The sequence below is a fragment of the Streptomyces sp. NPDC097640 genome, assembly GCF_040302705.1.
In the GTDB taxonomy this organism is placed as follows: Bacteria; Actinomycetota; Actinomycetes; order Streptomycetales; family Streptomycetaceae; genus Streptomyces.
The window spans coordinates 38,788-62,541 of sequence record NZ_JBEOSB010000047.1 but is presented as its reverse complement, the minus strand read 5'-3'; the positions used below and the strand labels follow the sequence as shown (position 1 = coordinate 62,541).

At 71.8% G+C, this 23,754-nt stretch carries 23 protein-coding genes and 2 pseudogenes; 7 read left to right on the top strand and 18 right to left on the bottom strand.

Annotated elements, in window-relative coordinates:
- Positions 1–95: 95 nt before the first annotated feature.
- Positions 96–1,376 (bottom strand): annotated as a pseudogene (locus ABTY62_RS45105) (IS200/IS605 family accessory protein TnpB-related protein); the annotation flags it as partial.
- A gap of 525 nt (positions 1,377–1,901) precedes the next feature.
- On the opposite strand from ABTY62_RS45105, the gene ABTY62_RS45100 reads away from it, so the two are divergent.
- The 3 genes from ABTY62_RS45100 to ABTY62_RS45090 all read left to right on the top strand — a co-directional run bounded on the left by ABTY62_RS45100 (position 1,902) and on the right by ABTY62_RS45090 (position 4,959).
- On the top strand, positions 1,902–2,456 hold the full coding sequence (locus tag ABTY62_RS45100; protein WP_352135201.1) for an RNA polymerase sigma factor: 555 nt from the start codon (positions 1,902–1,904) through the stop codon (positions 2,454–2,456).
- Position 2,457: 1 nt separating this feature from the next.
- On the top strand, positions 2,458–3,660 hold the full coding sequence (locus tag ABTY62_RS45095) for a CU044_5270 family protein (RefSeq protein ID WP_352135200.1): 1,203 nt from the start codon (positions 2,458–2,460) through the stop codon (positions 3,658–3,660).
- A 78-nt stretch (positions 3,661–3,738) separates the two neighbouring features.
- Entirely contained in the window at positions 3,739–4,959 is a 1,221-nt protein-coding gene (locus ABTY62_RS45090; protein ID WP_352135199.1) for a hypothetical protein, read from the top strand.
- Here ABTY62_RS45090 and nirD read toward each other — a convergent pair.
- The 11 genes from nirD to ABTY62_RS45035 form a co-directional block, all read right to left on the bottom strand.
- Positions 4,942–5,316 carry a nitrite reductase small subunit NirD gene (gene nirD / locus ABTY62_RS45085; RefSeq protein WP_352135198.1) on the bottom strand — a complete coding sequence of 125 codons (375 nt, stop codon included), beginning with the start codon at positions 5,314–5,316 and terminating at the stop codon, positions 4,942–4,944. The two genes, ABTY62_RS45090 and nirD, sit on opposite strands and share 18 nt — an antisense overlap.
- On the bottom strand, positions 5,313–7,940 hold the full coding sequence (gene nirB, locus ABTY62_RS45080; RefSeq protein WP_352135197.1) for a nitrite reductase large subunit NirB: 2,628 nt from the start codon (positions 7,938–7,940) through the stop codon (positions 5,313–5,315). The genes nirD and nirB overlap by 4 nt, the downstream gene beginning before the upstream one ends.
- 2 nt (positions 7,941–7,942) lie before the next feature.
- Positions 7,943–9,454 carry an FAD-dependent oxidoreductase gene (locus ABTY62_RS45075; protein ID WP_502997649.1) on the bottom strand — a complete coding sequence of 504 codons (1,512 nt, stop codon included), beginning with the start codon at positions 9,452–9,454 and terminating at the stop codon, positions 7,943–7,945.
- Between the two features lie 117 nt (positions 9,455–9,571).
- Positions 9,572–10,855 carry a cytochrome P450 family protein gene (locus ABTY62_RS45070; protein ID WP_352135195.1) on the bottom strand — a complete coding sequence of 428 codons (1,284 nt, stop codon included), beginning with the start codon at positions 10,853–10,855 and terminating at the stop codon, positions 9,572–9,574.
- On the bottom strand, positions 10,852–12,144 hold the full coding sequence (locus ABTY62_RS45065) for a cytochrome P450 (protein WP_352135194.1): 1,293 nt from the start codon (positions 12,142–12,144) through the stop codon (positions 10,852–10,854). Before ABTY62_RS45065 ends, ABTY62_RS45070 begins: the two co-directional genes overlap by 4 nt.
- Positions 12,141–12,779, bottom strand: coding sequence for a GTP-binding protein (locus ABTY62_RS45060; protein WP_502997648.1), 639 nt, complete (start codon positions 12,777–12,779; stop codon positions 12,141–12,143). Before ABTY62_RS45060 ends, ABTY62_RS45065 begins: the two co-directional genes overlap by 4 nt.
- A gap of 148 nt (positions 12,780–12,927) precedes the next feature.
- Positions 12,928–13,287, bottom strand: a complete 360-nt coding sequence (locus tag ABTY62_RS45055; protein ID WP_352135192.1) for a DUF742 domain-containing protein — start codon at positions 13,285–13,287, stop codon at positions 12,928–12,930.
- Complete coding sequence (locus ABTY62_RS45050; RefSeq protein ID WP_311722646.1) at positions 13,284–13,730, bottom strand: roadblock/LC7 domain-containing protein; 447 nt, start codon at positions 13,728–13,730, stop codon at positions 13,284–13,286. The genes ABTY62_RS45055 and ABTY62_RS45050 overlap by 4 nt, the downstream gene beginning before the upstream one ends.
- Positions 13,730–15,016: an ATP-binding protein gene (locus ABTY62_RS45045; RefSeq protein WP_352135191.1), complete on the bottom strand. Its 1,287-nt coding sequence runs from the start codon at positions 15,014–15,016 to the stop codon at positions 13,730–13,732. Before ABTY62_RS45045 ends, ABTY62_RS45050 begins: the two co-directional genes overlap by 1 nt.
- A gap of 79 nt (positions 15,017–15,095) precedes the next feature.
- Positions 15,096–16,409, bottom strand: a complete 1,314-nt coding sequence (locus ABTY62_RS45040; protein WP_352135190.1) for a sensor histidine kinase — start codon at positions 16,407–16,409, stop codon at positions 15,096–15,098.
- Between the two features lie 6 nt (positions 16,410–16,415).
- Positions 16,416–17,093: a response regulator transcription factor gene (locus ABTY62_RS45035; RefSeq protein WP_311722649.1), complete on the bottom strand. Its 678-nt coding sequence runs from the start codon at positions 17,091–17,093 to the stop codon at positions 16,416–16,418.
- A gap of 136 nt (positions 17,094–17,229) precedes the next feature.
- Here ABTY62_RS45035 and ABTY62_RS45030 point away from each other — a divergent pair, with 136 nt between their 5' ends.
- On the top strand, positions 17,230–17,751 hold the full coding sequence (locus ABTY62_RS45030; RefSeq protein WP_352135189.1) for a hypothetical protein: 522 nt from the start codon (positions 17,230–17,232) through the stop codon (positions 17,749–17,751).
- Positions 17,752–17,855: 104 nt separating this feature from the next.
- Positions 17,856–18,638 (top strand): sulfite exporter TauE/SafE family protein, encoded by a 783-nt coding sequence (locus ABTY62_RS45025; RefSeq protein WP_352135188.1) that lies wholly within the window; start codon positions 17,856–17,858, stop codon positions 18,636–18,638.
- Positions 18,639–18,646: 8 nt separating this feature from the next.
- Here the strand turns inward: ABTY62_RS45025 and ABTY62_RS45020 are convergent, their stop codons facing one another.
- The 4 genes and pseudogenes from ABTY62_RS45020 to ABTY62_RS45005 all read right to left on the bottom strand — a co-directional run bounded on the left by ABTY62_RS45020 (position 18,647) and on the right by ABTY62_RS45005 (position 21,847).
- A complete protein-coding gene (locus tag ABTY62_RS45020; RefSeq protein WP_352135205.1) occupies positions 18,647–19,828 on the bottom strand; it encodes a substrate-binding domain-containing protein in 1,182 nt (393 codons plus the stop codon).
- 36 nt (positions 19,829–19,864) lie between these two features.
- Positions 19,865–20,656 (bottom strand): annotated as a pseudogene (locus tag ABTY62_RS45015) (serine/threonine-protein kinase); the annotation flags it as partial.
- A gap of 114 nt (positions 20,657–20,770) precedes the next feature.
- On the bottom strand, positions 20,771–20,959 hold the full coding sequence (locus ABTY62_RS45010) for a DUF397 domain-containing protein (protein ID WP_352135187.1): 189 nt from the start codon (positions 20,957–20,959) through the stop codon (positions 20,771–20,773).
- Between the two features lie 3 nt (positions 20,960–20,962).
- The gene (locus ABTY62_RS45005) at positions 20,963–21,847 is read right to left on the bottom strand and encodes a helix-turn-helix domain-containing protein (protein ID WP_352135186.1); all 885 of its coding nucleotides are present in this window, start codon (positions 21,845–21,847) and stop codon (positions 20,963–20,965) included.
- A 216-nt stretch (positions 21,848–22,063) separates the two neighbouring features.
- Here ABTY62_RS45005 and ABTY62_RS45000 point away from each other — a divergent pair, with 216 nt between their 5' ends.
- Together ABTY62_RS45000 and ABTY62_RS44995 are read left to right on the top strand one after the other, a co-directional pair.
- Positions 22,064–22,516 (top strand): ATP-binding protein, encoded by a 453-nt coding sequence (locus ABTY62_RS45000; protein ID WP_352135185.1) that lies wholly within the window; start codon positions 22,064–22,066, stop codon positions 22,514–22,516.
- Positions 22,517–22,597: 81 nt separating this feature from the next.
- Positions 22,598–23,134, top strand: coding sequence for an SRPBCC family protein (locus tag ABTY62_RS44995; protein ID WP_352135184.1), 537 nt, complete (start codon positions 22,598–22,600; stop codon positions 23,132–23,134).
- A gap of 114 nt (positions 23,135–23,248) precedes the next feature.
- Here the strand turns inward: ABTY62_RS44995 and ABTY62_RS44990 are convergent, their stop codons facing one another.
- Both ABTY62_RS44990 and ABTY62_RS44985 read right to left on the bottom strand, forming a co-directional pair.
- Positions 23,249–23,425, bottom strand: a complete 177-nt coding sequence (locus ABTY62_RS44990) for a hypothetical protein (RefSeq protein WP_352135183.1) — start codon at positions 23,423–23,425, stop codon at positions 23,249–23,251.
- Positions 23,422–23,730: an ADP-ribosyltransferase gene (locus ABTY62_RS44985; RefSeq protein WP_352135182.1), complete on the bottom strand. Its 309-nt coding sequence runs from the start codon at positions 23,728–23,730 to the stop codon at positions 23,422–23,424. Before ABTY62_RS44985 ends, ABTY62_RS44990 begins: the two co-directional genes overlap by 4 nt.
- Positions 23,731–23,754 lie beyond the last annotated feature (24 nt).

Genomic DNA, 23,754 nt, shown 5'->3' with positions numbered 1-23,754 from the left:
GTGAGGGACTGGCCTATGACACAAGCCAGGGAGAGCATTGGCTATGAATTCACCATTGCAACTCCACTTCTTACGGTGCGACTTCGTGTCGCACATTTGCTGGTGTAGGCCGGGTCGACGGCGACGATGGTGATGCCGAGTTCGGCCGCCATCGACATCAGCCGGGCCCGCAGCTTGGCCACGGGCATGCCGGAGATGAGGTTGCGGAAACGTTTGCGGCGGCCGTGCTTCTCGCGGGTGGTCTCGGCGGTGAAGTCGAGGTCTTCGAGTGCGATCGACAGGCCGTGGTGCTCGGCCCAGTGCAGCAGGCGGATCAGGGCGTGCCTCACCTGCGCGTCGCGGTGCTGGGCGGTGCCGGACAGGTCGTAGAAGAAGCGCCGGGGACTGCCGGTGGGGTTGCCGTGTTCGTCGAGGCGCCAGGCGGCCAGGTGATCGGCGTTGGTGTCGAAGCCGATCAGGCCACCGGCGCGGGCCGCCGCCAGGGGGACCGTCTGGACCGGGGGGATCGTCCAGGACGCGGTCAGATACCAGCGCCCCCGGAGGGTGTCTTCGTGGATGCGGTAGGCCACGGCCCGGTTCGCTGCCACGCGGTCGGCCCACTGCTCACCCCGGTGCGCGAACGACACCTTCGCCGCCAGCACGTACCGGCCGTGCGGCGCGTTCGCCAGGTGCGCCAACGGCGCGGGCAGCTTGACCGAGACCTCGCCGTCGTTGGTGACGCGGATGGTCTCGTTGCCGAACCTTTTGCCGGACTCACCGTCCGCGGCCAGGAGCCGGCGCCCGGCCTGCCACCGCGTGCGCCACTGCTCCTCGGTGAGCTGTGCCTGCTCCAGATGGTGCCGGGTGTTCAGCAGCCGCTTCCCGCCGCGCACGACGTGCACGACCCCGGCCTCACGGTCCGCTCGCACCGTCTGAAGCTGGTCTTCGAGCACGCGCAGGCGGCGGGACTTGGCGAACCACTCCTGCCGTGTGCGGTAGCCACCCGGCGCCCGCTTGGTGCCCCTCTCGCCCACGGGCACAGACAGCCGGTGGGTGACCGTCTCGATCCCGGCCTGGAGGCTCTGGATGTGCGCGAGTTGGCCACGCCGGGCGATCGCCCACTGATCGTGGGTGGCCTTCGTGATCGACCCGGCCCAGCGGGACGAGGACTCCTGCGTGAGAGTGCGCTTGCGCTCGGCCCACTGCTCATTGTCGTGCTCCGGCCCGGCCGCGCACCGCGCTTTGAGATCGCGGGAGGCGAGCGAACCGAGCAGGTCGCCGACCAGGCGCAGCACCGTCTCGTCTCCGGCGGTCAGGCCCTTGAGCCGGGTCCGGATCGCGACGCCCGAGGGGCCGGGCACCACGAACGGCGCCGCCACCTCCCGCAGTCCACCCACCCCTTTCGCCCCCACCCGGTGTCGCAGAAATCCGTCACCACATACAACGACCATCACCGGCGAAGGTCACGAATTCGATGCAAGAACTCCCGTTCCCCGCCAAGAAGTGTGTCCGCCACTGCCCGGGGACTCACTCATACTCATACGCGCCAGAAAATGCTCAAGTGCCCGATCACTATCTGTTACGAACTGACCTCCCTGGGAACGGATCTGATGCCGCGCCTCATGGGCCTGGTCACCTGGGTCGACCACCACACCAGCACGATCCAGGCGGCCCAGGCCGCCTACGACGCCGACGCACCCCTCCCGCCCGCCGTGGCGAACCGGCACTGAAGCCACACGAACCGACTGCGTGCCCCGTCGAGTCACCGAGCGCGGCCCTGGCGTCCGAGCAACAGCGGCCGTCCGGCGCCGGGGGCGCGGCCTCGGACACTGCCCGCCACCTGAAAAGATTCTCCTCGCGGTGTAAGAAACCGCGGCTCTCGGCCACTGCCAGGTGAGAGAGCCAAGATGAGGAGACGGCGCGTGACCGACGCCCAACGCTTCCGTGAGCTGTACGAGGAGTCCTATCCCCGTGTGCTCGCCTACGCCTCGAGCCTGGTGGGCCGGCAGGTCGGTGAGGACATCACCAGCGAGACCTTCGCGGTCGCCTGGCGGCGGATGCGGGACATCCCCGCGCCACCGCTGCCATGGCTGCTCGGCGTGGCCCGCAACCTGACCCGCGAGCTGCGCCGCCGCGACGCCAGGCAGTACGCCCTGGCCGCCGAGGAGGCCCAGCGCATCATCACCTCCGGCGCCCACGTCGGCGACGTGGCCGCGGATGTGACCGAGCGCGAGGCGGCGCTCCAGGCGCTGGCCACGCTGTCGGAGGCGGACCGCGAGGTGCTGACGCTGGTCGCCTGGCAGGGGCTCGGCCCGAGACAGGCCGCGCGCGTCCTCGGCTGCTCCACCGCCACGTTCTCGGTGCGGCTGCACCGGGCCAGACGGCGGCTGGAGCGGGCCATCAACGCGGCCGCGGTCGAGGACTCGGCCGGACTCTCTCGTGACTCTCGCCCGAAAGTGACAGTGAAGGAGCACTGACATGGCACGCAAGCGGCCTGATGTCATGAAGACGCTGGCGGACGCGCGGCCCACGGAACTCGACCCGGAGCATCTGGCCGGTTCCGCGCGCGCCAGGCACGACCTGAGCGCCATCCTGGCCGGCGCGCGGGAGGCGCCGGAGGCGTCGCGGTTCGCCCGGCGGTTCGCCCGGCCGTTCACCTGGCGGTGGGCGCTGCCCGTGGCCGCGACGGCGGCCGTGGCCGGGGTGCTCGTGGCCACCCTGCCCCAGGGCGGCCCGGATTCCGACGGCTCCCGGGCGACGGCCGGGCCCACGGCGGACGGTTCCCGGCACACCCCGGAGAACGGCCGCCTCGCGCTGCTGAACGTGGCCGACCGGGTGGACGTCGAGGCGGGCTCGGGCACGTACTGGCGGACGACCACGCGGTCGGGCTGGATCGGCGTCGTCGCCGAGCCCGGGTCGGACTCCGCCTTCGCGGTCGTCTCCTCCGAGACACAGCGGTGGTCCCACGGCGTACGGCCCGGCACCCGGAGCCTGTGGGTCTCGGGGATCGACGACTCCACCGAACCCCGCACCGAGCGCGACGCGGCGCGGTGGCGGGCCGCCGGATCGCCGAAGGACCTGACGCTCGCCGAGACCGGGTCCGGGGCAGGCGGCAAGCTGGTCTTGCGGATGCACACGGGAGCCGAGAAGCGGCCGACGGTGACCCGGTTCAACCTGGGCGACCAGATCGCCGCCGTGGGCGCGAACAATGTGACCTACGCGGATCTGCGGAAGCTACCCGCCGACACCGCGAAGCTGAAGGAGTACCTGGAGGGCCTCTACGAGGAGGACCGCGGAAGCGAGATCTCCGGCCGCACCGAGTGGATGTGGCGGCAGGCGGCCGAGCTGATCACCCTCCCGGTCAGGCCCGAGGTCCGGGCCGCCGCGTACCGCGTCATCGCGGGCCTGCCGGGCATCCGGTCGCTCGGCGAGGTCACGGACCCGCTGGGCCGTAAGGGGGTCGGCTTCGCCCTGCCCGCGACCGAGCGGCCCGACAACGGGACCGCGCGGTCGGAGCTGATCGTGGACCCGGCGACCGGCGCCCTGCTGTCCGACCAGGAGGTGCTGACCAAGCCGAACGCCAAGGCCGCCGAGGCGGGGCTCACGGCGGGCACGGTGGTGAACTACACCGCAACGGTGAAGTCGGAGTGGACGGACCGGCAGCTCAAGACCCCGAAGTGACCGGGCAAGTCCACCTGTAAGAACCGTCGGCCGGCGGCCATTTCCTTCTGAGAGCACCAACCGAGCAGAAGGAGCACCATGGCCAGGAACGCAGGGCTGCGCATAGCGGTGGCGGTGTGCGCGATCGCACTCGGCTCGTTAGGGGCGCAGGCGAACGCCGCGACCGGCGCGGCGGCCACCACTGCGGCAAGCGCCTCGCCGGACCGGGCGGCCCGCGCCGACACCCCGTGGCAGCTGGGGACGCCGCTGAGCGAGACCGTCTCGACGGAGCTGTGGGACGTCGCCTCGACCGGCGCCAAGGACGCGTGGACGGTGGGCCGGAAGACGGACGGCCCCGCTGGCTCCACCCCTCTGATCAGGCACTGGAACGGCACGGCGTGGGCGGATGTGCCCGCCGCCTCCACCGGCGGCATGCCCGCGCGGCTGGAGGCCGTCGCCGCCTCGGCGCCCGACGACGCCTGGGCGGCCGGCACGCTGGACGACAACATGTCCGCGCCGATCGTGCTTCAGCACTGGGACGGCAAGAAGTGGACGAAGGTCGACCACGCCGCCGCCCCCGAGGGGTCGCTGAGCTTCGTCGGCGACATCGCCACGTTCGGCAGGAACTCGGCCTGGCTGACCGGCTTCGACTGGAACCCGGAGAGCGGCGCCGAGGTCGACTACCTGGAGCGCTGGACCGGCTCCGGGTGGCAGAAGGTGTCCCTCCCCGCCGCACCCGGCGGCCGGACGGTGCGCCCCTCGGACATCGCCGGCACCGGCCCGGACGACGTCTGGGTCACCGCCGACGCCCTGACCGGCGAGGTGGCCGTGCCGCTGCTGTACCACTGGAACGGCAGCGCCTGGACGGTCCGCGAGGTGCCCACCCCCAGTGAGCACCCGACCGGCTGGGTGGCCGGCCACGCCGTGGCCACCGGCCGTAACTCGGTCTACTGGGTCGGCAAGACCAACGACGCGGACGCGCCGACGGCCACCATGGCCGCCCGCTGGACCGGCAGCCGCTGGGAGCCGCTGCCCGCGCTCCCCGTCGACGAGGCGAACGCCGCGGGCGCGGACGGCGCCGGACGGCTGTGGGTCGGCGGCTGGACCCCGGGCGACCCCCACTCCGTGCTGGCCCGCTGGACCGGTACGGAGTGGGCGACCCAGAAGCTGCCCGCCGACGTCACCGAGCACAGCGAGATGTCCACGGTGCTCGGCATCGCCGCCGTCCCAGGGACGAAGGGCGCCCTCGCCGTGGGGACGGCCGGCTGCGCGGCCGACCCCGTCCAGTGCGGGCTGCTGGTCTCACACGACCTGCGCTGACACCCCGTCATTCGTACGGGCCGCATACGCCTGGACGGCGACCCCCTCGTCGTCCAGGCACCGCCCCGTCTCCAGGTCGAAGCGCTGCTTCAGCAGCGGCGAGGCCACGAACGGCCGCTCCCGCACGGAGCCCAGCAGGCCACGCGAGAGCACATAGGCGCCGGTGAACGGATCGCGGTTGTCGATCGCGTACGGCTGCCCCGCGCGGTCCAGGAAGACCGCGACCTGCGTCCCGTCCGGCAGCAGCGCGGCCACCCCGCGCCCCGGGATCAGGTCGGAGAGATCGCAGACCGCGAACCACCGCTGGTCGACGAGGAGTTCCACGCGGACGGCGGTCCGCTCGGGGGCCATGGTCATCGGCTTGCAGTCCCTTCGAGAGTGCGGTCGAGAGTGCGGACGGGGATGCTGGGGCCGGACAGGATCGTCAGGTCCGGCTTGACCTGGTCGCGCTCGGGCACGAACTTCACCGTCGGATCCGGCGCGTCCGGCGCGTTGACGAAGGACACGAAGCGCCGCAGCCGCTCCGGGTCGTCGAGGGTCTCGGCCCACTCGTCGCGATAGCCCGCCACATGGTCGGCCATCAGCGACTCCAGCTCGGCGCACAGCCCCAGCGAGTCGTCGACCACCACGTCCCGTACGTGGTCCAGGCCGCCCTCGATCCGCTCCAGCCAGGCGGAGGTGCGCTCCAGCCGGTCCGCGGTGCGGATGTAGAACATCAGGAACCGGTCGATGAGCCGGATCAGCTGCTCGTCGTCGAGGTCCTGGGCGAGCAGATCCGCGTGGCGCGGGTCCGCGCCGCCGTTGCCCCCGACGTAGAGGTTCCAGCCGTTCGAGGTGGCGATCACCCCGAAGTCCTTGCCGCGCGCCTCCGCGCACTCGCGCGCACAGCCCGAGACGGCCGACTTCAGCTTGTGCGGGGAGCGCAGCCCCCGGTAGCGCAGCTCCAGGTCGATGGCCATCCGCACCGAGTCCTGCACGCCGTAGCGACACCAGGTCTGCCCCACGCACGACTTCACGGTGCGCAGCGCCTTGCCGTACGCGTGCCCCGACTCGAAACCGGCGTCCACCAGCCGCGCCCAGATCAGCGGCAACTGGTCCACGCGGGCGCCGAACAGGTCGATCCGCTGCCCGCCGGTGATCTTCGTATAGAGCCCGAAGTCGCGCGCCACCTCGCCGATGACGATCAACTTCTCGGGGGTGATCTCGCCGCCGGGGATGCGCGGCACGATCGAATACGAGCCGTTGCGCTGGAGATTCGCCAGGAAGTGATCGTTGGTGTCCTGGAGCGCGGCCTGCTCGCCGTCCAGCACATAGCCGCTGGCGCCCACCGTCGGCGCGAGCGAGGCGATGATCGACCCCACGGTCGGCTTGCAGACCTCGCAGCCGTTGCCGCTGCGCGCCTCCTCGCGGCCGTGGCTGTCCAGCAGCGCCGCGTAGGTGGTGATGCGCAGCGTCCGGACGATCTCGTACAGCTCGGCCCGGGTGTAGGAGAAGCAGCCGCACAGCCCCTTGTCGACGCTGACGCCGCTCGCTTCGAGTTCGTCGTTGACCAGCGAGGTCAGCGCCTTGACGCAACTGCCGCAGCCGGTGCCCGCCTTGGTGCACTTCTTCACCTCGGGGACCGTGGCGCACTGGTGGTCGGTGACCGCCGCGCGGATCGTGCCCTTGGTGACGTTGTGGCAGTTGCAGATGACCGCATCGTCCGGCAGCGCGGACGGGCCGAGCGCGACGGGCGCCCCCAGCCCGGCCGGCAGCACCAGCTGCTCCGGGGCGATCGGGGGCACGCTGCCGGTCAGCGGCCGCAGCATGCCGTACGACTCGGCGTCGCCGACCAGCACCCCGCCGAGCAGCGCCCCGTCCGAGCCGATCACCAGCTTCTTGTAGACGCCCGCGCGGGAGTCGGAGTACACGACGTCCAGGCAGCCCTCGGCGGTGCCGTGCGCATCGCCGAACGAGGCCACGTCCACGCCCAGCAGCTTGAGCTTGGTGGAGGTGTCGGCGCCCGTGAAACCGCTCTCGCGGCTCGCCTCGGCGATCTCGTCGGCGGCCACGAGTGCCATCTCGTACCCCGGCGCCACCAGCCCGTACACCCGGCCGTCGGCGGCCAGCGCGCACTCGCCGATCGCGTACACCGCCGGGTCGCTCGTACGGCACCGCTCGTCCACCGTGATCCCGCCGCGCTCCCCGACCGTCAGCCCGCAGTCGCGCGCCAGCTGGTCGCGGGGGCGCACGCCCGCCGAGAAAACGACCAGATCGGTGTCGATGGACGAGCCGTCGGAGAGGGCCATCGCGGTGACCGCGCCGTCCGTGTCCGCGGTGATCTCCTTGCCGCCGACGCCCGTGTGCACGACCAGGCCCATGTCCTCCACGGTGCGGCGCAGCGCGGCGCCGCCGCCCTCGTCCACCTGGATCGCCATCAGCCGCGGGTTGAACTCCACGATGTGCGTGGTCAGCCCGAGTCCCTTGAGCGCGCCCGCCGCCTCGAGACCCAGCAGCCCGCCGCCGACCACGGTGCCGGACGAGCAGTTCTTGGCGTACTCCTCGATCTCCAGCAGGTCCTCGATGGTCCGGTAGACGAAGCAGCCCCGGCTGTCCTTGCCCGGCACCGGCGGCACGAACGGATACGAGCCGGTGGCCAGCACGAGCGCGTCGTACGCCACGGTCAGCCCCGAGCGCGCGGTGACCGTGCGCGCGGCGCGGTCGATGTGCTCGGCCGGGTCGCCCAGGTGCAGCTCGATGCCATGGCGGGCCATGAACCCGTCCTCGACGAGGGACAGGTCCTCGGGGGTCCGGCCCGCGAAGTACGAGGTCAGCTGCACCCGGTCATAGGCCGGGCGCGGCTCCTCGCACAGTACGACGACCCGGGCGCGCTCGGTCACGCCGCGCTCGGCGAGGCCCTCCAGGAAGCGCTGGCCGACCATGCCGTGCCCGACGAGCACGATGGTGGGGGCGGGGGCGGTGGCGGGGTTCTGTGCGCTCATCGTCAGGAGCCTCCATCGTTGGTCAGCAGGTGCAGCAAGGGGGTGGAGGGGAGCGGCTCGTCACCCTCCCAGGTACGGGCGAGCGCGCCGACGCTGCCGAGATCGCCGAGCAGAATCCCCCCGACGAGGCGGTCCCCGCGGACCACGACCTTGCGGTACGCGTTCCGCGTGGCGTCGGCCAGCTGCACGACGTCGTCGCCGGGGGCGGGGGTGGTCTCGCCGAACGCGGCGAGGTCGAGGGGACTGGAAGTCGCGGCGAGCGTCAGCCGGGTCAGAGCGCGGCTCCCCGTATACCGCGGCCCGGTATCGCTGCCGTGTGCCGCCCGGTGGCCAGGTTGTGCCCACCCGTGCCGCCCAGCGGCACGATTGCCCACAACCTGGGTGGATCCCGGGCCGGGGTCCGGGGCGGAACCCCGACCGGGGTCCGGGGCGGAGCCTCGATCCGGGTCTGGGGCCGGGCCCAGGGCGGGTTCTAGGGCGGAGCCCCGACCGGGGTCCGGGGCGGAGCCTCGATCCGGGGCTGGGGCGGAGCCCTGGGGGGCTGGGGGGCGGAGCTTCCCAGTTTCGGGAAGGGGCGGGGTGGGGGAGAGAATCCGCGCCAGCACATCCGCCTGGTCCTGGGCCGGGCCGGCCAAGCCGTACAGGACGCCGCCGTGTTCCGCGCAGTCGCCGATCGCGAACACCCGCGGGTCGCTCGTGCGCAGCTCGTCGTCCACGACGACACCGCGCGCCACGTCGAGCCCGGCCGCGCGAGCCAACCCCACGCGTGGCCGGACCCCGCAGGCGAGGACGACCAGATCGGCCTCCAGCGCGTATCCGTCGGCCAGCTCCGCGGCGCTCACCGCGCGCCCGCCGCCGTCCGGGGACCGCGTCCGCAGCCCCCGCACCCGGCACTCCGTGTGGACCTCCACGCCCAGCGCCTCGACGTGCTGGCGCAACACCCGCGACGCCCCCGCGTCCAGCTGCCGCTCCATGAGGTGTTCGCCCTGGTGGGCGAGGACGACCTGGGCGCCGCGCTGGGCCAGGGCCCGCGCCGCGGAGACGCCGAGCAGGCCGCCGCCGATGACGACGGCGCGGACGCCGGGGCGGATGGCCGAGCCGAGGGCCAGGCAGTCGTCCATGGTGCGGAAGGCGTGGACGCCGTCCGGCAGCTCGTGGCCGTGCGGCTCGAAGAGCCCGCGCAGTGGCGGCAGCACCGGGTTGGAGCCGGTGGCCAGCACCAGCGAGTCGTAGGGCACGCGGCGCCCGTCGTCGCAGACGACCTCGCCCGGGTCCCGGTCGAGCCGGACCACGCGTACGCCGCTGAGTCGACGGCCGACGGCGAGGGCCGGGAGGGCGATGACATCGGGGGCGTACCGCCCGGCGAGGACTTCGGCGAGCAGCACCCGGTTGTACGCCGGGTGCGGCTCCTCGCCGATGACCGTCACGTCAACGGAGCCGACGGAGCCGACGGCGGCCGCGGCGAGCTGCTGCGCCAGCCGCGTTCCGGCCATGCCGCCGCCGACGATCACCACCCGCCGGCCGTTGCCCGACTCCTTGTACGACCTCATGCCAGGAAGCGTGCGGGCCGCCTGTTACCCGGCCGCATCACCGCCGTTTCCCTGAAGCAACGCTGCCCTCAGCGCGCCCCGTCAGCCGCTGTGAGCCGCCGTGAGCAGCAGCGGAAGCTCCCGCGGGCTGTTGCCGACGAAGCTGGGGTGCGGGACGAGCCGCTCGTCGGGGACGGCCAGGTCCAGCCGGGGGAAGCGGGTGAACAGCGCCTGGAGGGCGATCGTGGCCTCCATCCGGGCCAGCGGGGCGCCGAGGCAGTAGTGCGCGCCGTGACCGAAGGACAGATGGCGGGCGGCGTCCGGGCGGGCGTGGCGGGTGATGTCGAAGCGGTCGGCGTCCGCGCCGTGGGCCCGGGGGTCGCGCCCGGCGGAGGTGTACGAGACGAGGACGGGGGCGCCCTGGGGGATCACCGTGTCGCCGACGGGCAGGTCGCGGGTCGGGTAGCGGAAGGGGAAGAAGCTGACGGGGCTGTCGTGGCGCAGGGTCTCCTCGACCACATCGCCCCAGGACGCCTTGCCGGAGCGCACCAGCTCAAGCTGGTCGCGGTGGGCGCACAGCGCCCGCACGGCGTTGGTGATCAGGTTGAGCGTGGTCTCGTGACCGGCGATGATCATCAGCAGCAGGGTGCCGATCAGCTCCTCCTCGCTGAGCCGGTCGCCGTCCTCCTCACGGGCGGCGATCAGCGCGCTCGTCAGGTCGTCGCCCGGGGAGCGCAGCCGCGCGGCGGCCACCTGGCCCAGGATGGCGATCATCTCGCGGTTGGCGGCCAGGGCCCGCTCGGGCGCGGTGCGGGTGCCGACGATGTCGTTGGAGAGGGCGTGCAGCCGGTCCTGGTGCTCGGCGTCGACGCCGAGCAGCCGGCAGATCACGCCCATGGGCAGCGGCAGCGCGAAGTGGCGGCGCAGATCGGCCACGCCGTCGGGGGCCGCGGCGGCGGCCTCGGCCAGCCGGTCCAGGAGCGTGGCGGTCAGCTCCTCGACGGCGGGGCGCAGCCGCTCCACCCGGCGCGGGGTGAACGCCCGGGTGACCAGGGACCGCAGCCGCTTGTGGTCGGCGCCGTCGGCGGTGGTCATGCCCCGTACGGTGGCGAAGGTGGCGAGCGGCCAGCCGGGCGGGATCTCACCGTCCCGCAGCGCGGCGAAGTGGCGGGCGTCCTTGGCGACTTCGGGGTGGGCGACGAACTCCTTGAGCTCCTCGTGCCGGGTGATGGCGTAGGCCGTGACCTCGCCGGGCAGCAGGACCGGGACCGCGGCCCCGCGCTCCCGCAGCCGCTCGTTGACCGCGTGCTGGCCGGCTCCGGTGGGGTCCAGCCGGTGCGGTGCCAAGTCGGCGTGCGATACGGGGCATCGGCCGTCGTCGGTCATCGTCGGTCTCCTGAATCCGGATCCGCTGAATCCGGATCCGCGGTGGGGGCCGTCGCCGCGCCCGCGGCGAGCTGTGGGGCGGTGAACCGCACGGGCAGCCCGGCCAGGTTCTTGGACCAGGGCGAGGTGATCCAGGTCAGCTGGTCCTTCGTCACCGCGAGTTCGAGGTCCGGCAGCCGGTGCCGGAGCGTGTCCACGGCGGTCCGGGTGATCAGCCGCGCCGGGTCCTGTGCCGGGCAGGTGTGCGGGCCCGCGCCGAAGGCGAGGTGCGAGCGGTTGCCGACGACCGGCCGCCCGTCCTCGGGCAGCACCTCGGGGTCGGCGTTGGCGCCCGCCAGGCCCAGGATGAGCATGTCCCCGGCGCGGATGTGCTGCCCGCCGAAGCGCAGATCGCGGGTGGCGTAGCGGCCGGGGAAGTTGGCGGTCGGCGGGTAGCGCCACAGCACCAGGTCCAGCGCGTCGTCGACGGTGAGATGGCCGCCGCTCAGCGAGGAGCGGAAGCCCGGGTCGGTGAGCAGGACCCGTACGGCGTCGGCGATCCAGTTCACGGTGGTCTGATTCCCCGCCACGATGATCACGACGAGGTTGTGCAGCACCTCCTGGTCGCTGAGGCCGACCTCGTGCTCCAGCAGCCAGGAGGTCACATCCGGGCCCGGCTGCCGCTTCTTCCGCTCGATGAGCTCCAGCAGCATCCCGCCCATGCGCCGGTTTGCGCCGGTGGCGGCGGCGGTGGGGGCGACGACGGAGGCGATCGCCTCGACGAGCCGCGGCCCCTGCTCCTCGTCGAGGCCCAGGAGCTGGGTGACGACCTGGAGCGGGAGCATCCGCGCGTACTGCGGCACCAGATCCGCCTCGTGGCGGTCGGCGAACCCGGCGATCAGGCGCTCGGCGGTGGCCCGCACCCGGCGGATCAGCTCGTGCCCGTCGAGCCGGGCCAGCGCCTCGGCGACCGCCTGGCGCATCCGGCGGTGCTGCTGGCCGTCGGCGAACAGCAGCGCGGGGCGCCAGCCGACCAGCGGGATCAGCGGCGAGTCGGGCGGCACCCGGCCGTCGCGCAGCGCGGACCAGCGCCTGGGGTCGTGCGAGAAGTGCTGCTCGTCGCGGGTCAGATGGAGCAGCTCGCGATGGCCGAGCACCAGCCACGCCTCGACGCCGGGGGCGATGGCCACCGGCACCACCGGGCCGTGCTCGCGGCGCATCCGCTCGTACCGCGCGGGCATGTCGCCGTCCAGCCCCGGCCCGTACAGCGGCACCGGGTCGGGCGGCCCGGACGGCGCGCCGACCGTCATGACGCCTCCGTGATGGTCTCTATGAGGTGGGTGACCAGCGAGATCAGTGCCTTGACCGAGGACTTGTGCTCCCGCGCGTCGCAGATGACCAGCGGGGTGTGGGGGAGCAGATCGAGCGCGGAGCGCAGATCGTCCTCGCTGTGCAGCACGCTGTCGGGGAAGGCGTTGACCGCGACGGAGAAGGGGACGTCCAGGTCTTCGAGGTGGCCGATGGCGTCGAAGGACGCCTCCAGGTCGCGGGTGTCGACCAGCGCGAGAGCGCCCAGGGCGCCGCGCGCCAGGTCCTTCCACGCGGGTAGAAAACGCTGCTGCCCCGGCGTGCCGAACAGATAGAGCACCAACTCGCCGCCGAGCGTGATCCGGCCGAAGTCCAGCGCCACGGTGGTCGTGATCTTGGATGGCCGTACGGCGGTGTCGAGCCGGGCGCCCGCCTTGGTCATGGTCGCCTCGGTGGACAGCGGCTTGATCTCCGAGACCGTGCCGATCAGCGTGGTCTTGCCGACGCCCATGGGGCCGACGACAAGGATCTTGGCCGCGCCGGACACGCTGGACTGCACATATATGACGGGTGTGTCGGCCAGATCGTCGGGGTCGGCCGAGTCGTCGGCTTTGTCCGCGTCCGCGTCGTCCTTCATGTCGTCCACGCCGCCCTTGCTGTCCACGCCGCCCCCGCTGTCCACGCTGTCCACGTTTTTCGCACTGTTCATGTCATTCGGGCCGTCCGCTCCAGGCGCTCCGGCCACGCCGTCCGCTCTGGTCCCTCCGGCCGCCCCGGCCCAGACCTCAGAGCTTGCTCTCAAGCCCATCGAGCACCTTCCTCAGCAAGTCCCTATCGGCACGCTGGACGACCCGGACCGGCGGGCGCGCCACGAGGTGCCCCCAGTCGATGAGGTCGGCCAGCAGCACCTGCACCACGGCCGGCGGCTGGCCGAGGTGCGCGGCCACCTCCGCCACCGACAGCAGGCCCTGGCAGAAGTCGACGATCCGCCGGTACTCCGGCTGGAGTTCCGGTGGCGGCGTGCTCCCCGAGGCCATGACGAGCGTCTCCCAGGGCAGGTCGTCCCGTGAGGAACCGGCACGGCCACGTGTGATCACGTAGGGCCGCACGGCCGCGGTGGTCCGTTCCTCTCGGGGCTCCGTCATGACGCCGGGTTCATCGACTCCCGAGGGCGGCTCGAGAGATGGGAGCCGATCTTCGCCACCAGCAGCTGCATCTGCTGGGCCACCAGGCCGACATCCGCCTCCGGATCGGTGGCCACTCCCAGGGACGCCCCCCGGCCGGCCGAGGTGAACAGCACGAACCCCTTGTCGGATTCGACCATCAGCTGCCGCACCCCCGCCTCGTGCCCGAACAACAGCGCCGCCGTGGACTGCCCGGTCACCGTGAGCGCCGCACAGGCGGCGGCCAGGGACTCGGCCTCCGCCACGTCCAGTAAGGGCACTTCCCCCGTCAACCCCTCGGCGGAGTCGTGCCCCATGCGCAGACCGTCCTCCGAGACGACGACGGCATGCCGCACGCCCGGGATCTGCGTCAGCGGACGCAGCATCCATCCAACGTCCGGGAGCCTGGATATGGTTCCGGCCACTACCGGCCTCCTTCTCGGTCCTGTCGGTCCTGTGGGTCCTGTCGGTCCGTGTCCGGGTCCTGCTCGGCCTCGGCGTCCTCGGCCCCGGCCTCCTCGGCCAGCTCCGCGCGGCCGCGGCGGGTGCCGGAGACGATGCTGGCGATCGAGGCGCGAGCGGCCTCGGGGGTCCAGGGGTCGTCGTCGGGCGCGGGCGCCTTGAGATCGGGCGCCTTCGGGGCCGTACGGCGCCGGTTGCGCCGCTGCGGCAGCCCGGCCCCGCCCTCGGGTCCGCCCCCGGATCCGGGCCCGGCGGGGGCGGGCGCGGTCACGGGCTCGACGACGACCGGCTCCGCGTCCAGGACCGGCTCGGCGCCCCCGCCCAGCAGCCGGTGCGGCACGAAGACCACCGCCCGCGTCCCGCCGTACGCCGAGGCCGTCGACAGCTCCACGCCGAAGCCCAGCTCCCGCGACCAGCGCCCGACACACGCGAGGCCCAGCCGCGGCACCGCCCCGAGCTGAGCCAGGTCGAGCCCTTCGCGGAGCTGGGCGACGGCCTGCTCCAGCACATCGGGCGGCATCCCGAGCCCCGCGTCGTCGATCTCGACGACCGCGCCCGCCGCGACCTCCCGGACGGAGACGGCGACCTGGGTGCGCGAGGGGGAGAAGACGGTGGCGTTCTCCAGCAGTTCGGCGACGGAGTGCATCAGGCCCTCGACCGCGGGCGCCACCACGTACAGCGTCTGCCCGCCGTGCACCTCCACCCGCCCGAACTCCACGATCCGCGACTGCGCGCCGCGCACACAGTCGAAGAGCGTCACCGGCCGGGTCTCGCGCCGCGCGGGCCAGATCCCGCACATCACCATCAGGGTCTGTGCCTTGCGCGTCATCTGGGCCGCGGCGTGGTCGGCCTTCATCACCTCGGCCATCACGGCCGCCTCGCTGATCCGCTGTTCGAGGCCGTCGAGGACCTGCTGCTGCACCACCGCCATGGCGTGCACATTCCTGGCCACGGACTCGAACGACGCCTGGACGGAGTCGCGCAGGTTCCGCTCCCGGCGGGCCGCCTCGTCCAACTCGACCCGCAGGGCGGCCAGCCGGGCCACCTCCTCGGCCCGCTCGGCCGCGACGGCCCGCTCCTGTTCGGCGACGGCCCGCGCCCCGGCGGCCGCGGCCCGCTCCCGCTCCGCCGCCCCACGCTCCTCGGCGACCGCTCTGCGCAGCTTGACGACCCACACCGCGCCCGACAGCGAGACCAGCGCCAGCACAGCGGACGCGACCACGACGACGGTCACGGTCTCTGACGGCACCTTCGTACACCTCCACCCGCGACGCGGCCAAGAACGGGCAGATACTACTGACCAACTGATCAGTTGTGTCTGGTAGTTGTCAAAGTCGCATCTCAGACGGAAGCCTCAGCCGTATCTGGGCCCCGCCCCGGGGGCTGGTGCCGATGGTCAGAGTCCCGCCGTGGGCATGGGCGATGTCCTGCGCGATCGCGAGGCCGAGACCGGTGCCGCCGTCCTGCCGGGCCCGCGCGTCGTCCAGCCGGGTGAAGCGCTCGAAGACCCGCTCGCGGTCGGCCTCGGCGATGCCGGGCCCGTCGTCGTCCACGGACAGCTCCACCATGCCGTCGCGGACCGCGACACTGACCGAGACGGTCGTGCGGGCGTGTCTGCGGGCGTTGTCGACGAGATTGGTGAGCAGCCGGGAGAGTTGTACGCGGCTGCCGTGGACCACGGCGGGCGGCCCGGCGTGGCCGTCCTCGCCCGCCGCCACGACTGTGCCGGGATGGCGCCGATGGCGCCGTACCTCCTCGGCCGCCAGCGCCCCGAGGTCCACGGGGGAGCGGGGCGGCGCCTCCTGGGCGTCCAGCCTGGCGAGCAGCAGCAGGTCGGAGGCGACGGACTGGAGGCGGTCGGTGTCCTGGAGGGCCTTGTGCACGACGGTCGGCCAGTCCGTGCGCGAGGGGCGGGCCAGGGCGAGTTCGAGCTGGGCGCGAACGGCCGCGATGGGGCTGCGCAGCTCGTGCGAGGCGTCCGCGACGAACTGGCGCTGCCGGGTCATGGCCCGGTGCAGCCGGTCCAGGGTGGCGTTCATGGTCCGCGCCAGCCGGAAGATCTCGTCGCGCGCCTTGGGCACCGGGACGCGGCGGTGCAGATCGCGCTCGGTGATCTCGGTGAACTCCTCCCGTATGGCGGCCACCGGGCGCAGGGCCCGGCCGACCAGCAGCCAGGTCAGGGCGGCCACGAACAGCACGAGCCCGGCGGCCGCGGGGGCGACCTGGCGCAGCAGTAGCTGGGTGGCGTTGTCGAGGGCGGTGGTCGAGGGAGCGACGGCGACGCTGTACGGGGTGTGGTTCCCCACGGTGAGGACGGCGGGCGCGCGGCTGTCCGCCTTGGCCTTCCGCGGAGCTTCCGCCGGATATGCGGGCGTGATCACCTTCCCCGCCGCGTCCTTGATGGTCACCTGCTTGGGCGTGAGGACCACCACCTCGCGCCCCTTCCGTATCTCCCCGGACCCCGTCAGTTGGCCCTTGAGGCCGGCGGCGGCCCGGTCGGCGTCCACCTTCGCGCTGTCGCGCAGGTTCTGCTGGAGGGTCAGCACCAGGGCCAGCATGCACAGGGCGATCGCGAGGAGGACGGTCCCGGCGGCGGCCGACGCCGCCTTGGCTCGGACACTGATCCCGGTCAGCGGGCTCATACCGCGTCACCCCCCGTCCCGGGCCAGCAGATATCCCGCGCCCCGTATCGTGCGGATCGCCTGTCGGCCGTACGGCACATCGATCTTGCGGCGCAGGGTTCTGATGTAGACCTCGACGAGATTGGCCCCGCCGTCGTAGGCGGTGTCCCACACCGTGTGCACGATCTCGGTCTTGGAGACCACCTGTCCCGCGCGGCGGGCCAGGCACTCCAGCACGGCGAACTCCTTGGCCGTCAGGGTGACGCTCTCCCTCCCCCGACTACAGGCCAGGGCCGCCGGCTCCAGCCGCAGATCACCCAGTTCCAGCACCTCGGGCCGATCCAGGCCGCCGCGCCGCACCAGGGCCCGCACCCGCGCGATCAGGACGACGTAGGAGAACGGCTTGGTCAGGTAGTCGTCCGCGCCGACGTCGAGGCCGTCGGCCTCGTCGTACTCGCCGTCCTTGGCGGTCAGCATCAGGATCGGGGTCCAGATGCCGGCCTCCCGCAGCCGGGAGCAGACCTGATAGCCGGACAGCCCGGGCAGCATCACATCCAGCACGATCGCCGCGTACTCGGCGCCCTGGGCGAGCGCCAGGCCACTGCGCCCGTCACCGGCCGTCTCGACGGTGAAACCCTCCTGCTCCAGGCCTTCCTTGAGGAGTTCGCGGAGCCGGGCGTCGTCTTCCACCACGAGAATGCGCACGGCAGCAGCATGGCACGCGCAAGCTGAGCCTCCGCTGAAGAGCCTTCAGCGAGGACTCAGCGTCGGTGCGCCACGGTGGGTGCACCGACGGACCGAGCGTCCGCCGGGCCCAACCCGCCTACCCAAGGAGACACTTGTGACTCGCTCCAGCTCCACCGCCACCAAGCGCCGGGGTGTCGCGCTCGCCGCCGCGGTCGGCGTCCTGACGCTGGGGGCCGTCGCCTCCGCCTCGGCCGCCGGCCCGTCGCACACCGCCTCGAAGGGGAGTGCCGCTGTGGTGAGCGCGGCCAAGGGGTCCAAGCTCTGTGTGGTCGCGGTCGGCAAACCCGTCCAGGCCGCCAAGGCCTTCGAGCTCGACAAGGCGGTCCCGGCCGTCCCGGCCGCCAAGGCCGGCAAGGCCACCAAGGTCGTCAAGCCTGCCAAGGCCATCAAGATCGTCAAGAATGGTGACGGGATCGAGCTGTCCGTGGTGAAGGGGGTCCCCGGCAAGCCGATCCGCACCGTGAAGTGCCCCGTTCTGGCCTTCCCGGGCAAGCCCGGCAAGCCGGGTGTATCGTGCAAGGTCGTGGCGCACAAGAACGCCGACTTGGCCCTCAAGGGGATCGCGGGCAAGAAGTGCCATGTCACCCCTGTTCCGGCGACCCCGAAGAAGCGGTAGCACACGGCCGCGCGCCTACGACGGACCGTCGGCCCGGGGGTGGCCGGCGGTCGTCCCGGGCCTGGGTCGGTCCGGGTTTCCGGGCCGCTCTAGGCTCCTGAGTCATGCCTGACATATCGCTGGTGACGTTGCTCCTGCTCTGCCTGGCCGCGGCCGGTGCCGGCTGGATCGACGCGGTGGTGGGAGGCGGGGGCCTCCTGCTGCTGCCCGCCATGCTGGTCGGACTGCCGAACTTCCAGCCCACCTACATCCTCGGCACCAACAAGGCGATCGCCATCGTCGGCACGACCGGTGCCGCCATCACGTACACCCGCAAGACCCCGCTCGACCTACGGCTCGCGGTGCGCATCGGCGCCGCCGCCGTCGCCGGCTCCCTCGCGGGCGCCTTCTTCGCCTCCGGCATCAACAGCGGCGTGCTGCGTCCGCTGATCATGGTGGTCCTGCTGGCCGTCCTCGCGTTCGTCCTCCTCCGCCCGGCCTTCGGCACCGCCCCGGCCCCCGCGGAGCCCCTGACCAGGCAGCGCGTCCTGGCCGCGATCCTCGCCATCGGCCTCGGCATCGGCTTCTACGATGGCCTGATCGGCCCCGGCACCGGCACCTTCCTCGTCATCGCCCTGGTCGCCGCCCTCCATATGAACCTGGTCACCGCCTCCGCCACGGCCAAGGTCGTCAACGTCTGCACCAACTTCGGCGCGCTGGTCACCTTCGCCGCCCAGGGCACGGTCCTGTGGCGCATGGCGGGGCTGCTCGCGCTCTTCAACCTGGGCGGCGGGATGCTGGGCGCGCGGATGGCGCTGAAGCGGGGGAGCGGGTTCGTACGGGGGGTGCTGGTGGTCGTGGTGGTCTCGCTGGTCTGCAAGCTGGCGTACGACCAGTGGCTGGCCTAAGGGGGCGCCTACTGTCCCAGGTCGGCCGCGGTGTAGTAGCCCTCGTCCACCAGAATCCGGGTGTTGGACTTGTCGATGCTCACCGGCGGCAGCAGCTCGGCCGGGACCACCTTCTCGTTGTTGTCGTACGACGCGGTGGTGTCGGCCTCCGGCTTGCCACCCGTCAGCATCGCGTCGCCAATCCGCACGGTGGCCTTGGCGAGCTTGCGGCTGTCCTTGAAGACGGTCTGCGTCTGCTCGCCCTCGTTGATCGACTTGACCGAGGCGAGCTCCGCGTCCTGCCCGGTGACGATCGGGTACGGCCGGTCCTTGATGCCGTAGCCGGCGCTCTTGAACGCGGAGACGATGCCGAGGGACATGCCGTCGTACGGCGAGAGCACCGCGTCGAGCCTGGCCTTGGTGTACGACCCGACCAGCAGGTCGTTCATCCGCCTCTGGGCGACAGCGCCGTCCCAGCGGTCGGTCGTGAGCTGGTACAGCTGGGTCTCGCCGCTGCGGACCACGATCCGGTGCTTGTCGATATACGGCTTGAGCGCGTCCATCGCGCCGTTGAAGAAGGACCGGGTGCTCGGGTCCGTGGCCGCACCGGCGAACAGCTCGACGTTGAACGGGCCCTTCTCGCCCCTGTCGAGCCCCAGCTTGTGGACGATGTAGTCGCCCTGGAGCCGGCCGACCTTGCGGATATCGAAGCTGACGTAGTAGTCGACCGCGTCGGTGTTCAGCAGCGGCAGGTCGTACGCGATGACCTTGATGCCCGCGTCCTTGGCCCGCTTCAGCACGTCGGCCAGCGCGGCGCTGTCGACCGGGGCGACCACCAGCAGTTTGTGCCCCGTGGCGATCATGTTGTCGATCTGCGAGGCCTGCTGGTTGGCGTCCCCGTTGCCGTACTGGAGGTCGACCTTGTAGCCCTTGGCCTCGAACTGCTTCTTCATGGCGTTGCCGTCGGTCGTCCACCGCTCGGAGTCCTCGGTCGGCAGCGCCAGGCCGATCGTGCCGGTGCGGGTGCCACCGCCCACCTCCTTACCGGCGGCCTTGTCATCGGATCCCCCGAACGGCCACTTCACTACCAGGCCGGTCACGGCGAGGGCCAGAACCAGGGCGCCCGCGACGGCGAGCGCCCCTGCCCTGCGCCGGGGGCGCGACGTGACGGTGCTGGACTGTGCCGGGCGGCGAGCGGGCTGCGTGGGCATGGCCGCTGTCGGTGAACGGAGCGAGGCCAGGGCCGCCGGGACGGTCGGACGCCGGTCCGGGTCCTTCTCCAGGAGCTTCGTGATGAGCGGTGCGAGCGGTCCGGCTCGCCGGGGCGGCGGAGCCTGGTCGAACAGGACGGCCGTCAGCGATCCGGTGGGGGTGTCGCGGCGGAACGGCGACACGCCCTCGACGGCCTGGTACAGCGTCACCCCGAGGGAGAACAGGTCGCTGGCGGCCAGCCCGTCGGTGCCGCGCACCCGCTCGGGGGCCATGTACTCCACCGAGCCGATGACCGCCCCTGTGGCGGTCAGGGCGGTGTCGGAATGGTGGACCGCGATCCCGAAGTCGGCGAGCAGGACCTTGCCGTCCTCGGCCATCATGACGTTGGCCGGCTTGACGTCGCGATGCACGATCCCCGCGTCGTGTGCCGCGCCGAGCGCGTGCAACAGCCGCTCGGCGACCTCCGCGGCCCCCTCCGCCGACAGCGGTCCGTGCTCGGCGAGACGCTTCTCCAGCGAGCGGCCGTCGACCAGTTGCATCACGATCCAGGGGCGGTCGTCCTCGATGACGACATCGTGGACCGCGACGATGTTCGGGTGGTCGCGCAGCCGGGCCGCGTTGCGGGCCTCACGCTCGGCGCGCGCCAGCCGTTCGGCCTGCTCTGTCTCGGGCACCGCCTGGAGCAGCCACAGCTCCTTGACCGCCACGTCGATGCGCAGCGTCTCGTCATGAGCCTTCCAGACCCGCCCGAATCCTCCCGAGCCAAGGTCGGAGACCAGCCGGTACCGGCCCCCGATCAGCTGGCCCGGCTGCGCGTTCCGTGTCACGGCCACCCCCGTTTGGTCCCAAGCACGGTCCAGGGAACGGGCAGACCGTCAGTCGGCTCCCGTACAGGCCCTGGGCTCAGGCACTTTACTCGCCGTTGGGCATCACTCGCCGTGCTACGCGAGCCGCCCGTCGGCGACGGCGGCCCGGAAGGCCGCCCAGGCGGCGGGCGGCACGCGGAGTATCGGTCCTCCCGGGTGCTTGGAGTCCCGTATCGCGACGGCGTTGGGCGCGTTGGTGGCTACCTCGACGCACTCACGCTCGGGGTCGCTATAGGTGGACTTGCGGTACTCGAAATCAGGCATCGGTCACAGTTCTCTGCTGAGGCTGGTGATGAATTCCAGGGAGTCGTGCTCGCCGAGGGCTTGTGCGGCGATTCTCTCGAACAACTCGACGTGCCGTGCGGCCGCTTCCCCGCCCTCGACCCAGAGCCGGGTGAACGGAACTTCCATGTAGACCACGTCCATCGCGCCGGGTTCGGCGAACGAGAGCACGTTGAAAGTGCAGTTCATCCCGTGACGTGCTCCCGTGCTGAAGGGCAGGACCTGAAGGCTGACGTTCGCTTGTCGCGCCACCTGCCCCAGGTGCTCCAACTGTGCGCGCATCACCTCGGCTCCACCGATCAGGTTACGAAGCGCTGCCTCGTACATCACCGCGCGCAGCGAAATCGGCGGCTGGCCGTCGTCGAGTCGCCGCTGGCGCGCGAGCCGCGCGGCCACGAAGTCCTCGTCGTCACCACGGCGCTCCGCCGGCGGCGCGTCTTGCCTGAGCGCGCGAATGTAGTCAGGGGTCTGGAGCAGCCCGGGGACGAACGTCAGTTGCCAGGCGTTGATGGCTGTCGCGGCGCTCTCCAGGGCGACGTACTCGTGCATGTCGCCGAGTCCGGGGAAGTCGTTCCACCAGCCCTTGGCCTTACGCCGCTCGCGGTCGACCTTGGCCAACTCGAGCAGGCCACCGACGACTGTCGGGTCGGCCACGCCATAGAGCTCGCACAAGGTGCGGATGTCCGGGTCGCGCATGGGCACCCATCCGCGCTCCATTTTCGCGACCTTGGTGGTGGAGGCGGTGAGGGCCTTGGCGGCGTGGGGTTGGGTCATACCGGCTGCGGTGCGCAGCTTGATGAGCTCCTCGCCGAGCCTGCGCCCCAAGACGGTCGAGGTGCTGTTCCCCTGCATCGGCTGACTTGTGGTCACTGTCGCTCCTCCTGGGCGGTGCGTGGTCAGTCTGGAGCCGGTCGGGGACGCCTTGCAAGCCACGTTCGGAGGATATCCTCCGGGAGGAACTTGAGTTGATCTCGGCGGCGGGCTTACGGTCCGTGATGAACCGCTTGCGCAGCGAGGTGGGTTGGCGGACGTGCTCCGCCCTGCCTCCGTGTGCCCAGGCCCGTAATCGCCTGCTGGAGGTGTGCGATGGCATTCGCGCCCCAAGACCCACGGATCCCCGACCCCAATGACCCCGTCGTCCATCACGACCGAGTCGACTACTCCCCGTTCCCCAAAAGCGTGACCTTCGCCCGCCGTTACACGGCGCGGCTGGTCGCCCACTGGGGCTACCCCGCCCTCGCGGACGACGCCGCGCTCATCGTCTCCGAGCTGGCCACCAACGCCGTCCTCCACGGCGGCGTCCCGGGGCGCAACTTCCGCGTCCAGCTCACCCTCACCAAAACCCTCCTGCGCATCGCCGTCTCCGATGCCAAGGGCGAACGCCTCCCCCGGCCGCGCCGACCCACCCCCGATGAGAAGTTCGGGCGCGGGCTGCTCATCGTTCGCGCGCTGGCGACCCGCTGGGGCGTACGCGAGCGGACCGTCGGCAAGGAAGTCTGGGTCGAGCTCGACCTGGCCACCTCATCCGTCGAACTCTGACGCCGCTGCGCGGCGGGGCGCGGTCCGGTGTTGTCCTGGGCGCCGCGATGAGTTTTCGGTGCCCGGCCGGTCTACCCGCGCATGGACGAAGACTACGGAGTCACGGGCGCCCACACCGAGGTCGAACTCCTCGTCGACCTGACCGTCGACGAGCTCTGGTCCGCGATCACGGACCTCTCGCGCTACGGCGACTGGAGCCCGGAGTGCACCCACGCGGCCTGGCTGGACGGCTGGACGGAACCGGCGGTCGGCGCGCGGTACGAGGCCCGCAACCGGTTCCCGAACGGCCTGGTCACGCAGGTGCTGTGCGTGGTCACCGCCGCCCATCCGCCGTACTCGTTCGGCTGGGACGTGTACGGCGGCGCCCCGGAAACCCATGAGCCGTTCGCCGCCTGGCGCTACGACCTGCGCCCCGCCGTCCGGCCCGAGCAGACCGTCGTCCGCCAGTCGTTCATGCACGGCCCGGGCGACAGCGGGGCCCGCGCGGCCGTACGGGCCGACCCGGTCAACGCGACGGCGATCCTCCAGGGGCGGCTGGACCAGTTGCGGCGCAACATGAAGCTGACGATCGGGGCGATGGTCTGCGATGTGGCCGGGGGACGGCCGGAGCCGGAATAGCCCCGCGGGCTCTCGGGCGCCGTAGGCGGGCGCCCGAGAGTGGCGGCGCGGATGTAGGTGTTGTGCGAGGATGCGGCCCTCGCAGCGCGACCGGCTCCGCAACCAGGAACATCATCAGGCCGCGGAGCCAGACTTCCGCTTCCGCCGCTTGAGAAAAAGTTCGTAGGGGGAGGGCGGAATGTATTCGCCGAGCGCGTCCATTGCTTCGACACGCCGCTGGACCGCGTCTTCGTAGGTCTCATTTTCGATCAGGTTGAACTTCGGTTCGTCGTCACGCATATCACGTGTCACGACGCGCCTCCCGAGCCGGGCCTGATGAACACTGTCAAAGACCACATCCGTAGGCGGTCATCGTAGCGCGATGACAGGATCGAGTAACTCAGATCGCGCCCCAGCAGCAACTCGTTCTCCGTGGTGACCTGGGTGAGCGAGCGAACCGGCAGGGCGGGTGTGCCCGGCGGCGCAGTGACCTGGAGGACGACGGGCTCTTGCGGCTTGATCGTGAACGGTGGGGTGCGTCCGACCTCCGTGGAGAGATAACCGTGCTCCACGACCTCGCGTCCTACCAGTTCCGGAACCGTGGATGCCTTCTCCAAACCAAAGGCGTCCGCGCCGACAAT

Coding starts and splice junctions, on each gene's coding strand:
- ABTY62_RS45060 (WP_502997648.1), bottom strand. CDS start 12,779: ATGAAGGACGACGCGGACGCGGACAAAGCCGACGACTCGGCCGACCCC.
- ABTY62_RS45025 (WP_352135188.1), top strand. CDS start 17,856: ATGCCTGACATATCGCTGGTGACGTTGCTCCTGCTCTGCCTGGCCGCG.
- ABTY62_RS44995 (WP_352135184.1), top strand. CDS start 22,598: ATGGACGAAGACTACGGAGTCACGGGCGCCCACACCGAGGTCGAACTC.
- nirD (WP_352135198.1), bottom strand. CDS start 5,316: ATGACCATGGCCCCCGAGCGGACCGCCGTCCGCGTGGAACTCCTCGTC.
- ABTY62_RS45010 (WP_352135187.1), bottom strand. CDS start 20,959: ATGCCTGATTTCGAGTACCGCAAGTCCACCTATAGCGACCCCGAGCGT.
- nirB (WP_352135197.1), bottom strand. CDS start 7,940: ATGAGCGCACAGAACCCCGCCACCGCCCCCGCCCCCACCATCGTGCTC.
- ABTY62_RS45020 (WP_352135205.1), bottom strand. CDS start 19,828: ATGCCCACGCAGCCCGCTCGCCGCCCGGCACAGTCCAGCACCGTCACG.
- ABTY62_RS45070 (WP_352135195.1), bottom strand. CDS start 10,855: ATGACCGACGACGGCCGATGCCCCGTATCGCACGCCGACTTGGCACCG.
- ABTY62_RS45040 (WP_352135190.1), bottom strand. CDS start 16,409: ATGAGCCCGCTGACCGGGATCAGTGTCCGAGCCAAGGCGGCGTCGGCC.
- ABTY62_RS45065 (WP_352135194.1), bottom strand. CDS start 12,144: ATGACGGTCGGCGCGCCGTCCGGGCCGCCCGACCCGGTGCCGCTGTAC.
- ABTY62_RS45000 (WP_352135185.1), top strand. CDS start 22,064: ATGGCATTCGCGCCCCAAGACCCACGGATCCCCGACCCCAATGACCCC.
- ABTY62_RS45055 (WP_352135192.1), bottom strand. CDS start 13,287: ATGACGGAGCCCCGAGAGGAACGGACCACCGCGGCCGTGCGGCCCTAC.
- ABTY62_RS45090 (WP_352135199.1), top strand. CDS start 3,739: ATGGCCAGGAACGCAGGGCTGCGCATAGCGGTGGCGGTGTGCGCGATC.
- ABTY62_RS45095 (WP_352135200.1), top strand. CDS start 2,458: ATGGCACGCAAGCGGCCTGATGTCATGAAGACGCTGGCGGACGCGCGG.